Consider the following 12,086-nt stretch of genomic DNA (forward strand, 5'->3'; position numbering starts at 1 on the left):
GGGGCCGGGCGTGGGGGGGGGGCCCCCCCGCGCCGCCCGGGGGCCCCGGGGCGGCGCGGGGGGGGGGGGGGGGGCGGCGGGGGGGGGGGGGGGGGGGGGGGGGGGGGCGGCCCCCCCCCGCGACCGGAGCGAGGGTCGGGACGAGCCCCGCCCCGAGCGCCAGGCCCAGCATCCGGCGCCGGCGGACCCCGGAGGCCTCGTCGCGGTACGGCGGTCGGGATTCCATGGGTGACCTCCTGGTGTCGGCGCGGCGTCGGCGCGTGCGGGTGGCGGCCACCAGGATTCCGGCCGGGCGGGTCGGCCCGCCATCACCCGCAACGGTGAATCGTGGACGCAACGGGCCCGTGGCGGACGGGAAAGCGCTGGTAAATGGTTTGACGGTCGTTCAGGAGAGACCAACGATGGGCGCGAACGTTCGGCCGCGACCCTTCGGAGTGCCCCTTGAACAGTGCAGTCAAGCTGATCCGCAGCTCCCGCCTCACCCCGGCCGTCGACTACGCCTACGCGGCCCTGGTCGACGCCCCGGCCCGTTCGCTCTGGCTCGCCGGCGCCTGCCCGCTCGACACGGAGGGGCGGACGGTCGCCGTCGGCGACTACGCGGGCCAGGCGCACCAGGTGATGCGGAACCTGATAACCGCGCTGGAGGACGCCGGTGCCGGGCTGACCGACGTCGCCCGCACGACGGTGTACGTGGCCTCCGCCGACCAGGCCGACCTGGTCGCGGTGTGGGACGTGTACCGCGCCTACATGGGGGAGCACGACGCCCCCAGCACGCTGCTGGGGGTGTCGGTGCTCGGCTACGACGACCAGCTGGTGGAGGTGGAGGCGGTGGCCGTCCTGCCGTGACGCCTTCCAGCCTCCCGGTGTCCCGATTAGGAAACCGATCGTTCGGTTTTTCCCCGGAGAGGTGAGGTGTGGGGGCGGTGCCGCTTTCGGTCGTCCGGCGAAGGAACGGCGGCCCGTAGGCGAAATGCGGAGGATGCGGGCGGGAGGGGAGAAGCGTTTGAGGCGATTCCCCGACATCATCTTGTCGTCCGTAGGCCACCGGTAGCTAAGATACGGGGTGTTTGGTTTTGTTTTCCGGGAGCTCTGGGTGGGGTGGTTGCGGTGGTTCGGCAGGAGCGGGCGGTCCGGACGCGTCGGCTGATCCTGGAGGCGGCGGCGTCGGTCTTCGACGAGTTCGGCTACGAGGGCGCCACCATCGGCGAGGTGGTCGCGCGGGCCGGTGTGACGCGTGGTGCGGTGTATTTCCATTTCGCCTCCAAGCGGGATCTGGCCCAGGGCGTCGTCGAGGAGCAGTTCGTCCAGGACGGTGTGCCCGAACGGGTCTGCAAACTCCAGGAGTTCGTGGACACCGGGATGGTGGTGGCGTATCTGATGCCACGTGATCCGCTGCTGAGCGCGGGGGCCCGGCTCTCGCTGGGCCAGGACGTCTTCGACGACCTCGGCGGCGGCGCGATCCCCGGCTGGATCAGCCGGCTGGAGGCGCTGCTGGTCGCGGCCGGCGAGCGGGGTGAACTGCTGCCGCACGTCGTCCCGGCCGACACCGCGTGGCTGGTCACGGCGGCGTGGACGGGTGTGCAGATCCAGTCGCAGAAGCTGTCCGGGCGCGCGGACTTGGAGCGGCGGGCCGCCGGGCTGTTCCAGCACCTGATGCCGAGCATCACGGTGCCGGGTGTGCTCGGCTCGCTGCAGATGGGCCCGGACCGCGGTGCCCAGGTGGTCGCCGAGGTGGCGGCCGCCCGCGCGGCGGCGGAGGGCGCCGGGGTGCAGGGCGGGGCGCGGTCGGCCGCCCGGCCGGTCGCGGTCGCGGACGAGGTCGGTGTGGGCTGACGGTCCGGCACCGGCCGGAAATCGCTTCGGCTGGTGCGGAGTTGACCAGGACTCGGTGGCCCCCTGCGCGCGGGGGCGTCCGGGCGGTGGTCGGCCCGATGGTCGGTCCGGTGGTCGGTCCGACGGTCGGCCGACCGGCGGTGCGCGCGGAGTGCGGGCGAATTGGTGGCGGCGCGGGATCCACGGGGGTCCGACGCCGCCTTCGGTTTGCCCGCACTCCGCTGCGCGTGGTGGCCGGTTCGTGGCGCAGGGTGGCCGCCGCGCCCGTCTGTCCGAGGCGGGCCGCCCATCCCAAGAAACAAACAGCACGTTCGGTTTTGTATTGACAAACCGCGCGTCCTGTTTTTGACTGGTGACAGTCGCCCTAGGGGTGTCGACCCGGGTGCCGGCCGCGGCGGATCGGCCTGCGGCGTTCCGTGTGATTGGGGTGGTCATCGTGGAAATTCGGGTGCTCGGGGCGTTGGACGTCCGGGTGTGCGGGGTGTCGGTGGTGCCATCGGCGCCGAAACCGCGGCAGGTGCTGGGGCTGCTGGCCCTGCGGGCCGACCAGGTGGTGTCGGCCGGGGTGCTGGCCGAGGAGCTGTGGTCGGGCCGCCCGCCGCGCAGCGCGCGCACGACGGTGCAGACGTACGTGCTGCAACTGCGCGACATGATCGACCGGGCGCTCGGGCAGGTCGCCCCGGCGGCAGGGGTCTCCTGCGCCAAGGACGTGCTGGTGACCTCACCGGGCGGCTACATGCTGAACAGCGGCGGCGGGTTGACGGACGTCCGGGAGTTCGAGCGCCTGGCCGGCATGGGCTACCGGGCCATGGACGGCGACGACCACCCGCTGGCCGCCCGGATGCTCGGCGAGGCGCTCGGCCTGTGGCGCGGTCCGGCCTTCGCCGACGTCCCGGCGGGCGGCCAACTCGCTGTCGAGGCCAAGCGGTTGGAGGAGACGCGGCTCTGCGCGCTGGACCAGCGGATCGAGGCCGACCTGCGGCTGGGCCGCCACCGCGTCCTGCTCGCCGAACTCACCGTCCTGGTCGACCGCTACCGCACCCACGAGAGCCTGCACGGCCAGTACATGATCGCCCTGCACCGCTCCGGCCGACGAGGCGAGGCCCTGGAGGCCTACCAGCGCCTGCGCAACACCCTGGTACGGGAGTTGGGCATGGAGCCGTCCACCGGACTGCGACGGCTCCAGCGCTCCATCCTGCTCGCCGGCCCGGAGCGGCCCGAGCGCCCCGAGCGCCCGGAGCGCGAGGCGGCCGCGACCGCTTCGCCGGAGGGGTCCGCGGCCCGGTTCACCCGGGTCGGCTGAGGACGCGCGGCAGGCGCCGTCGCTGCCGGGGCGCTGCTCGTGTGTGGTCGGAACGTGCTCGTCGTTGTGAGGGGTGTGGGTCGGGTGGTGCAGGAGAGGTCGGAACGGACACGCGGACGGCTGGTCGAGGCGGGGGCGGTGCTGTTCGACCGCTGCGGCTATGCGGGGGCCACGCTCGGCGAGATCGCCGGCGCCGCGGGAGTGACGAAGGGTGCGCTCTACTTCCACTTCGCGTCCAAGGAGGAGCTGGCGCAGGCGGTGTTCCAGCGGGCCGAGCGCTCGCTGCGGGGCGCCTGCGGCGGTCTGCGGGCCACCTCCTCCCCCCTGCAGACGCTGATCGACGTGGGCTACTGGCTGGTCGACGCCCTGGGGTCGGACGCGGTGGTCCGGGCGGCGTTCCGCCTCGGCCGGGAGGGCGGCTGGCAGTCACGGACCGCCGCGTTCGCTCCCGCCACGCCCGCCCCCGGCGCGCCGGTCGCGGGCGTGCGGGGCTTCCACGGCGTCTGGGCCGGTGTCGTCCGGGAGTTGCTGACCGGCGCCCGGCGTGCCGGCGAGCTGCGCGACCGCTCGGGCGATCCCGGCCCGGAGACCCTGGTGGTGGCGGCGGCCTGCGGGCTGGAGGTCGTCTTCGGCGACGGCTGCCCGGGCGAGGAGCGCGCCCGCCGGGTCGGCGCCCTGTGGGAGTGGCTGCTGCCCTGCCTCGTCCCCCCGGGCTCCTCAAGCGCCTACCGGACCAGGCCGCTGACGTCGCTGCCAGGCTGAGCAGGCGGTTCAGGGGCGGACAGGCGGGGCGCCTGGTGCGGCGCGCCCCGCCCCGGGCCCGGTCACGCCGTGTGGAGGCGCTCCGCCAGGCCGGCGGCTGTGAAGGCGGCCACCAGGTCGTCGCGGTCCTCGGTGAAGTGGGCCCAGCTGTCGTGGTGGACGAGGACGACCCGGCGGGCGTCGAGGATCGCGGCGGCCTCGGCGGCCTGGGCGCTGTCCAGGACGATGGGCGCGCCGTCGAAGAGGGCGGCGAAGCGGGGAGCCCCGGCGAAGAGGATCGCGGTGTCCACGGGGGCGAAGCGTTCGGCGATCTCCCCGACGGCGGGGAGGGAGGCGTTGTCCCCGCTGACGTAGACGGTGGGCAGCCCGTCCCCGGTCAGGACGAAGCCGACGACCTGGCCGGTGGCGGCCTCCACCTCCTCGCGGGCCCCGGGCCCGTGGAGGGCGGGCACGCCGGTCACGGTGAGGGTGCCGCCGCCGGGGCGGTCCAGCGTGACCGACTCCCAGTCGGCCAGTCCCCGGGCCGTGCCGCCGAGGCGCAGGCCGCCGCCGGGGGTGGTGAGGGTGAGCGGGACGTCGGCGAGCAGGGCCCGGCCGGAGTGGTCGAGGTTGTCGGGGTGCTCGTCGTGGGAGAGCAGGACGACGTCGACGCGGCCGGCGTCGGCGGGGCTCCCGGAGGAGGGCGCGGTCTTGGTGAGGAGCGGGCCGCCCGGCCGCTGGTAGTCGCCCGGGCCGTCGAAGGTCGGGTCGGTGAGGAAGCGCAGGCCTCCGTACTCGAAGAGGGCGGTCGGGCCGCCGAAGAGGCGGACGGGGAACTGCTCGGCGGTCGTGTCGGAAGAAGCCATGGTGAAGCACACCTCACGGTTGAGAGTGGTTTATCCGTGAGGAAAGCTAGCCGGTTCTCACGGATGAGTGCAAGCGCTACCATGAGACTCATGACGGACGCCGCGGACACCGCCACTGACGAGACCGCCGTGCCACCCGCGCCGGGCGAGCAGCTGTACCCCTCGCTCGCTCTGGTCAACAGCGCCGTCACGCTGCCCGGCGGACACGTCGTCGACAGCCTCGGCACGCCGGCCGCCGCCGGCCGGTGGCTCCTGGAGCACGGCCTCGCCCCGGCCGACGCGGGCCTTCAGGAGATGTGCACGGCGCAGGTGCGCTCGATGCGCGAACAGGTCAGGACGCTGTTCGCCGCCCGCGTCGCGGAGCTGCCCGCACCCTCCTCGGCCCTGGCCGCCGTCAACGACGCCCTGACCCGCCTGCCCACGGCCCGGCTGCTGCGGTGGGACGACGGCAGCGGCCCCTACCGCGCGGCCCCCCACCCCACCACCGAGATCGTCGACCACGCCCTGGCCGCCCTCGCCGCCGATGCCGCCGACCTGCTCACCGGGCCCGAAGCGGCCCGTCTCACCGCCTGCGGCTCCACCCCGTGCACCCGGTACCTCCTCCGGCACGGCCGGCGCCACTGGTGCTCCACCCGCTGCGGCGACCGCGCCCGCGCGGCCCGCGCCTACGCCCGGCGCACCCGGCCCCAGCCCGACTGACCGGGCCGGCGCCCTCGCCCGGCGCCCTCGCCGACGGCCCTGGTCGACACCCCTGGCCGGTGCGGGCCGCACCCCCCCGGGCCCGGTCCGTGCGAGCCGCGTTCGAACGGGCCGAATGTCAGTGCGGCTCGCCATGATGGCGGTATGAAGGACGCAGCCACCCTGGCCCCTCCCGCTGCCCTGGCCTCCCCTCAGGCCTACGCCGACGCCGTCGCCGCCGCCGTACGGGCCGCCGCCGCGTACTACGCCGACGGCTCCGCCCCGCTCGGCGACGACGAGTACGACGCCCTGGTGCGGGCGATCGAGGCCTACGAGCACGAGCACCCGGACGAGGCGCTGCCCGAGTCGCCCACCGGCAAGGTGGCCGGCGGCGCGGCGGTCGGCGACGTCCCGCACAGCGCGCCGATGCTCTCCCTCGACAACGTCTTCTCGGCCGAGGAGCTGGAGTCCTGGGCGGCCGGCCTGGAGCGCCGGCTCGGCCGGCCGGTCGCCGGCTGGTGCGTCGAACCGAAACTGGACGGCCTCGCCGTCGCCGCCCGCTACCGGGCCGGCCGGCTCACCCAGGTGCTGACCAGGGGCGACGGTCTGGCGGGGGAGGACATCACCGCCGCCGCCGACGCCGTGCTCGGCCTGCCCGCCCGGCTCGCCGAACCGGTCGACGTCGAGCTGCGCGGCGAGGTGCTGCTCACTCACGAGCAGTTCGAGCAGGCCAACGCCGTCCGCACCGCGCACGGCGCCACCCCGTTCGCCCACCCGCGCAGCGGCGCGGCCGGCACCCTGCGCGCCAAGGACCGCGCCTACCGCGTCGAACTCACCTTCTTCGCCTACGACGCCCTCGGCCTGCCCGGCCTCGACCACGCCGCCCTGCTCGCCCGGCTGGCCGTCCTCGGCGCCAACACCGCCGCCAGCACCGACGCCGCGCCGCGCCGCTGCGCGACCCTCGCCGAGGCACAGCAGCGGATCGACGAGATCGCGGGCCTGCGCGCCGCGCTGCCCTTCGGGATCGACGGCGTGGTGGTGAAGGCGGACGCGGTGGCCGACCAGGAGGCGGCCGGGTCCGGCTCCCGCGCGCCGCGCTGGGCGGTGGCCCGCAAGCTGGCGGCGCAGCACAAGGTCACCCGGCTGCTCGGCGTCGAGTGGAACGTCGGTCGCACCGGGATCATCGCGCCCCGGGCCGTCCTCGAACCGGTGGTGATCGACGGCGTCACCGTCACCTACGCGACCCTGCACAACCCGGCCGACATCGGGCGCCGCGGGCTGATGATCGGCGACCAGGTGTTCGTCTACCGGGCCGGCGACGTGATCCCGCGGGTCGAGGCGCCCCTGGCCGACCAGCGCACCGGCGCCGAGCAGCCGATCGCCTTCCCCGAGGTCTGCCCGCGCTGCGGCGACGCCATCGACACCTCCGAGCAGCGTTGGCGCTGCGTGCGCGGCCGGGCCTGCCAGACGGTCGCCTCGGTGATCTACGCGGCCGGGCGCGACCAGCTCGACATCGAGGGCCTCGGCGGCACCCGCGCCGTCCAGCTGGTCGAGGCCGGGCTGGTCGGCGACCTCGCCGACCTGTTCACCCTCACCCGGGAGCAGCTGCTCACCCTGGAGCGGATGGGCGACACCAGCGCCGACAACCTGCTCGCCGCGATCGAGACCGCCCGCAGCCGCCCGCTGAACCGGGTGTTCTGCGCCCTCGGCATCCGCGGCACCGGCCGGACGATGTCCCGCCGACTCGCCGCGCACTTCGGCAGCATGGCCGCGATCCGCGCCGCCGACGCCGCGGCGCTGGCCGGCGTGGACGGCATCGGCGTCGAGAAGGCCGCCGTGATCGTCGCCGAACTCGCCGATGTGGCACCGCTGTTGGAGCGGCTCTTGGCGCAGGGCGTCGGCACGGCGGTGACCGAGCCGACGGCTCCCGCCGACCGGGCCGCGGACGGCGGCGCGGCGTCCGCGGGCGACACCGCGGCGGGCCCGCTGGCCGGCCAGAGCGTGGTCGTCACCGGCAGCATGACCGGAGCCCTCGCCGAGCTCTCCCGCAACGCGATGAACGAGCTGATCGAACGCGCCGGCGGCAAGGCCTCCTCGTCGGTGTCCAAGCGCACCACCCTCCTCGTCGCGGGCGAGAAGGCCGGCTCCAAGCGTGCCAAGGCGGAGGAGCTCGGAGTGCCCGTCATGACCCCGGAGGAGTTCGCCGCCCTGGTCGCCGAGCAGCTCGGCTAGGCCAGCCGGGCGGACAGCCGGACAGCCGGACAGGACCTGGGCCCGGAAGACCAGTTGATCGCCCGCGCCAAGGGTGCGGTAGGGTGGCCGACGCCGTGTACGACCGCGACTCAAGGAGGTGAGCCCCATTACCGGTATGTCCGAGCGGGTGCTCCCGGAGCGCGGCCGTGCGGGCGCGTCGCGCGCGTAGCGCGGACGCGTCGGCGCGGTGCCGGCCCTTGCGGGAGCCCTGACGGAGTCGTTCGTCCTGCTCCCGATTCCCCCAAGGGGTCATCTTGTCGGTTTTTGCCTCCGCAGCTCTCCGTTCCTCGGTCGTCGCCCGGCTGCGTGCCGCCGGTTGCGTGTTCGCCGAGGACGAGGCGCGGGTCCTGCTCGCCGCCGCCGCGACACCGGCAGACCTGGCCGTGATGGTCCGGGCCCGGGCCGAGGGCCGGCCGCTGGAACACGTCGTCGGCTGGGCCGAGTTCGCCGGGCTGCGGATCGCCGTCGACCCGGGCGTGTTCGTGCCGCGCCGCCGCAGCGAGTTCCTGGCCGCCACGGCCACCGAGCTCACCGGCCCGGGCGCCGTGGTCGTCGACCTCTGCTGCGGCAGCGGCGCCCTCGGCGCCGCCGTGGCGGCCGCCGCCGCGCACCCGGTCGAGCTCTACGCGGCGGACGTCGACCCGGTCGCCGTCCGCTGCGCCCGCCGCAACCTCACCGGGCCCGGGGCCCCGGTCTTCGAGGGCGACCTGTTCGTCGCGCTGCCCGCCGCCCTGCGCGGCCGGATCGACGTCCTGCTCGCCAACGTCCCGTACGTCCCCAGCGCCGACATCGCGCTGCTGCCGACGGAGGCCCGGCTGCACGAGGCCCGGCCGGCGCTGGACGGCGGCGCCGACGGTCTGGACGTGCTGCGCCGGGTGGCCGCCGAGGCGCCGCACTGGCTGGCCCCGGGCGGGTCGCTGCTGTTCGAGACCAGCGAACGGCAGACCCCGACGGCCCTGGCCGTCGCCCGCGCGGCCGGCCTCGACGCCGTCGACGCCTGGTGCGAGGACCTGGACGCGACGGTCGTCACCGCGACCCTGCGCTGACGGGGCCGCAGCCCGCCTCCCGCCTCCCGGTGGCAGGGGCGGGCCCGGCGGCCGGCTGGGCGCTCACAGCTCGCGGATCTCACGCCTGGTCAGCGCGTACCCGAACGCGCCCGTCAAACAGAGCCCGGTCGTCGCGAACACCCCCCGGCTCCCGAAGGCGTCCACCGCCGCGCCGGCCGCGATCACCGAGATCGGGAAGACTCCCAGCGCGCAGAAGGTGACGGCCGCCATGACCCGGGCCAGCAAGGCGGGCGGGGTGCTCTTCTGCACGCCGGTGACGATCAGGACGTTGGTCACCGTGCTGGCGCCGCCGGCCAGGCAGAGCAGCAGCACGGCGCCGACAAGGCCGGTGAACGGCACCAGCCCGATCGCCGCACCCATCACCAGACCGGAGAGCATCGCCGTGCGGCCCCGCGAGCGCACCTCGGTGAGGCCGGCCGCGAACAGGCCGCCGACCAGCGCACCGCCGGTGAACGCGGCCAGCAGCAGGCCCAGCCCGACGGCACCGGCGCCGAAGCCGTGGGTGGCCAGGGTCGGCAGGGCGACACGGGTGGCGCCGCCCACCGTCAGGTTCGCGATCACCGTCACCGTCAGCACCGCGCGCAGCAACGGCGACTCCCGCAGCAGGCCACGGAAGTTCTTCGGTACGGAGGCACGTTCGGAGATCGGGCTGGCGGGTGCGACGAGGTTGCCGCGACCGATCAGCAACAGCGTGGCCGCCGACACGGCGAAGGTGGCCGCGTCCAGGCCCAGTGCGGCGGCCGGGCTGAGCCAGGCGACCAGCGGGCCGGCCAGCGCCGGACCGAGCAGACCGGCTCCGAAGGTGACCGTACTGTTCAGTGCGTTGCCCGCGTGCAGGTCCTCGGAGGGCAGCAGGGTCGGGGTGATCGCCCAGGCGGCCGGCAGGAACACCCCTGCTCCGAGGCCGACCAGCAGCGCGAGCCCGCCGATCAGCCAGAAGTTCGCCGCCCCGCCGGCGGCGATCGCGCACAGCCCGGCGGTGGCGAGCAGCCGGCCGAGGTCGGCGGCCAGCATCACCCGGCGGGCGCCGAACCGGTCGGCGAGCATCCCGCCGAGCGGGGTGGCGGCCAGCCGTCCCGCGCCGTAGGCGGCGACCACCAGACTCAGCTGGCGGGCGCCTCCGGCGAGGGAGTAGACCAGCAGCGGCAGGGCGACCACCTGGAACGCGTTGCCGAACTCCGAGGTGCCCTGCCCGATCACCAGCAGCCGGAAGCCCCGCGCACGCAGGGGTGCGACGCTGATCCGGGGGCGGAACCGCAACAGCCCCGCCGCGCCGCCTGCTCGCGCGCCGCCCGTCCCCGCGCCGCCCGTCCCCGTACTGCCCGTCCCCGTACTGCCCGTCCCCGTGCTGCCTGTCCCCGTGCCGCCCGTCCCTGTGCTGCCTGTCCCCGCGCTGTCCGTCCCCGTATCGCTTGCTCCCGCGCCGCTAGCCATCGAGCGAGACCGGCAGCGACTCCAGGCCGCGCAGCATGATCGTGTTGCGCCAGGGCAGGGTCTCCTCCGCGGCGGCCAGCTCGATCCGCGTGAAGCGCTCCAGCAGGCCGGTCAGCGCGACCTCGCTCTCCAGCTTGCCGAGGAAGGAGCCGAGGCACCGGTGCAGGCCCTGCCCGAAGGCCAGGTGGCCCGGATCGCCCCGGTCCAGGATCAGCCGGTCGGGATCGGTGAATCGGGCCGGGTCCCGGTTGGCCGCGCCGAGCGAGAGCAGCACCAGCTCGTCCGCCGGGATCTCCACGTCGCCGACCATCACGTCGGCGTTCGTGAACCGCAGCGTGGCCATGCTCACCGGAGACTCGTAGCGGAGGAACTCGTCGATCGCGACCGGCATCGCCGCCGGGTTGGCGCGCAACCAGGCGAGCTGGTCGGGGTGGTGGAGCAGCGCCAGGGTGGCGGTGCCGAGCAGGTTGACGGTGGTCTCGTGGCCGCCGATCAGCAGCAGGAAGACCATCGAGAACACCTCCCGCTCGGTGAGTTCACCGGCGTCACAGGCCTGGACCAGGTCGGTCAGGATGTCCGCGCTCGGCGACGCCCGCCGGGCCGTCATCAACTCGCGCAGGTAGTCGTTCAGTTCGGCGGTGGCCTGGTCGAAGGTCATGTCGCCGCCCTGGGTCAGGATCGCCGTCGACCAGGTGCGGAAGGCCTGCATGTCCTCCGGTGGGAAGCCCAGCAGCTCACAGATGATCATGATCGGCAGCGGGAAGGCGAAGTCCGTCACCAGGTCGGCGGTCTCCCGCCCGCGCAGCCCGTCCAGCAGGCCGCCGGCGATGCGCTCGACCAGCGGTCGCATCAGATCGACCCGCCGGCGGGTGAAGACGCCCTGGATCAGCCGGCGCAGCCGGGTGTGGTCCGGCGGGTCGCTGTTGAGCATGTGGACCACCTCCGAACCGAGCGTCAGGCCGGAGCCCCGCCCGCTCGCGATGGCCTGGCTGCGGCGGACGTCCTGCCCGAAGCGCGGGTCCATCAGCGCGGCCCGGACGTCCTGGTGGCGCGTCACCAGATAGACGGGCAGGCCCTCGCCGAACTCCACGACGGAGACCGCGCCGGCCTCGCGGATCCGGGCGAGCGTGGGGTAGGGGTCGCGGATGAAGGCGGACATCCGCGCGGCGGCGTCGTCGACCGCGGTGGTCATGGATCACTCCTCGGGCTCGAACTCCGGCAACTACACGGTCAGCGACGGGAAGGGCCAGCGGCGCACCCGCATGGGCAGGAACCAGGCGCGGCCGGCCTGTTCGGCGATCAGGCCGGCCGCGGCGAAGTCCCGGTGGACGGCGTCCGGCAGCCGGCCGACCTCGACGCCGTCGGCCAGCGCCTCGACCTGCGCCAGGTGGCCCGGCTCGTCGATGGTGAACAGCTCCAGCGTCCCGAACCGGCGGTCGCGCACCTCGACGAAGCCGGGGCCGCGCCGGAAGACGCACTTGCTCGGGTAGTACGTGGCGCGCCAGTCGGCGACGACGTCCTCGGGGCCGCCGGTCAACTGCTCGGGCGGGTACAGGTGGTGGAACCGGCGCTGTGCCGCGCAGCCGTCCGTGCAGTCGGCCTGCCAGAGCACGGCCAGCCCCTGCCCGGTCGCCTCGCGCAGCAGCATCAGCGCCCGCGCGGAGGCCGCCGGCGCGTCCGCGCAGAGCCGCACCGGCTCGGTGAGCCGCAGGCAGCGGACCCCGGCGCGGTGCAGTTCGGTGACCTCCGCCTCCGCCGGGCCGGACAGGGTGCGGTGGCCGAGCGCGAAGCCCGGCAACTCCCGGGCGTCGGGGTCGTAGTCGAGCCAGAGCTCGACCTCCGGGCCGGCCGCGCGCCAGGAGGCGGCATCGGTCCTTCCCACAACAGCCTTTCCCGCAACAGTCCTTCCCA

At 74.9% G+C, this 12,086-nt stretch carries 11 protein-coding genes; 7 read left to right on the top strand and 4 right to left on the bottom strand.

Annotated features, from left to right (window positions below; all coding sequences use genetic code 11):
* Window positions 1-441: 441 nt before the first annotated feature.
* The 4 genes from AB0O19_RS35950 to AB0O19_RS35965 all read left to right on the top strand — a co-directional run bounded on the left by AB0O19_RS35950 (window position 442) and on the right by AB0O19_RS35965 (window position 3,898).
* Entirely contained in the window at window positions 442-846 is a 405-nt protein-coding gene (locus tag AB0O19_RS35950) for a RidA family protein (protein WP_363625714.1), read from the top strand.
* A 252-nt stretch (window positions 847-1,098) separates the two neighbouring features.
* Window positions 1,099-1,833: a ScbR family autoregulator-binding transcription factor gene (locus AB0O19_RS35955; protein WP_363625716.1), complete on the top strand. Its 735-nt coding sequence runs from the start codon at window positions 1,099-1,101 to the stop codon at window positions 1,831-1,833.
* Window positions 1,834-2,269: 436 nt separating this feature from the next.
* On the top strand, window positions 2,270-3,136 hold the full coding sequence (locus AB0O19_RS35960; RefSeq protein ID WP_363625718.1) for an AfsR/SARP family transcriptional regulator: 867 nt from the start codon (window positions 2,270-2,272) through the stop codon (window positions 3,134-3,136).
* An 84-nt stretch (window positions 3,137-3,220) separates the two neighbouring features.
* Window positions 3,221-3,898: a ScbR family autoregulator-binding transcription factor gene (locus tag AB0O19_RS35965; protein WP_363625720.1), complete on the top strand. Its 678-nt coding sequence runs from the start codon at window positions 3,221-3,223 to the stop codon at window positions 3,896-3,898.
* 62 nt (window positions 3,899-3,960) lie between these two features.
* On the opposite strand, the gene AB0O19_RS35970 is transcribed toward AB0O19_RS35965, so the two are convergent.
* Window positions 3,961-4,743 carry an MBL fold metallo-hydrolase gene (locus tag AB0O19_RS35970; protein WP_363625722.1) on the bottom strand — a complete coding sequence of 261 codons (783 nt, stop codon included), beginning with the start codon at window positions 4,741-4,743 and terminating at the stop codon, window positions 3,961-3,963.
* A 90-nt stretch (window positions 4,744-4,833) separates the two neighbouring features.
* On the opposite strand from AB0O19_RS35970, the gene AB0O19_RS35975 reads away from it, so the two are divergent.
* The 3 genes from AB0O19_RS35975 (at window position 4,834) to AB0O19_RS35985 (ending at window position 8,720) form a co-directional block, all read left to right on the top strand.
* A complete protein-coding gene (locus tag AB0O19_RS35975; RefSeq protein WP_363625724.1) occupies window positions 4,834-5,442 on the top strand; it encodes an ABATE domain-containing protein in 609 nt (202 codons plus the stop codon).
* A gap of 144 nt (window positions 5,443-5,586) precedes the next feature.
* Window positions 5,587-7,653 carry an NAD-dependent DNA ligase LigA gene (gene ligA, locus AB0O19_RS35980; protein WP_363625726.1) on the top strand — a complete coding sequence of 689 codons (2,067 nt, stop codon included), beginning with the start codon at window positions 5,587-5,589 and terminating at the stop codon, window positions 7,651-7,653.
* A gap of 272 nt (window positions 7,654-7,925) precedes the next feature.
* A complete protein-coding gene (locus tag AB0O19_RS35985) occupies window positions 7,926-8,720 on the top strand; it encodes a putative protein N(5)-glutamine methyltransferase (protein ID WP_363625774.1) in 795 nt (264 codons plus the stop codon).
* Between the two features lie 63 nt (window positions 8,721-8,783).
* Here AB0O19_RS35985 and AB0O19_RS35990 read toward each other — a convergent pair whose 3' ends face one another.
* The 3 genes from AB0O19_RS35990 to AB0O19_RS36000 all read right to left on the bottom strand — a co-directional run bounded on the left by AB0O19_RS35990 (window position 8,784) and on the right by AB0O19_RS36000 (window position 12,057).
* Window positions 8,784-10,001: an MFS transporter gene (locus AB0O19_RS35990; protein WP_363625728.1), complete on the bottom strand. Its 1,218-nt coding sequence runs from the start codon at window positions 9,999-10,001 to the stop codon at window positions 8,784-8,786.
* A 166-nt stretch (window positions 10,002-10,167) separates the two neighbouring features.
* Window positions 10,168-11,367, bottom strand: coding sequence for a cytochrome P450 (locus AB0O19_RS35995; protein ID WP_363625730.1), 1,200 nt, complete (start codon window positions 11,365-11,367; stop codon window positions 10,168-10,170).
* 30 nt (window positions 11,368-11,397) lie between these two features.
* A complete protein-coding gene (locus AB0O19_RS36000; RefSeq protein ID WP_363625732.1) occupies window positions 11,398-12,057 on the bottom strand; it encodes a DUF5825 family protein in 660 nt (219 codons plus the stop codon).
* Between the last annotated feature and the right edge of the window lie 29 nt (window positions 12,058-12,086).

Origin of the sequence: Kitasatospora sp. NPDC091276 (assembly GCF_040684355.1) — a bacterium.
Lineage (GTDB): Bacteria > Actinomycetota > Actinomycetes > Streptomycetales > Streptomycetaceae > Kitasatospora.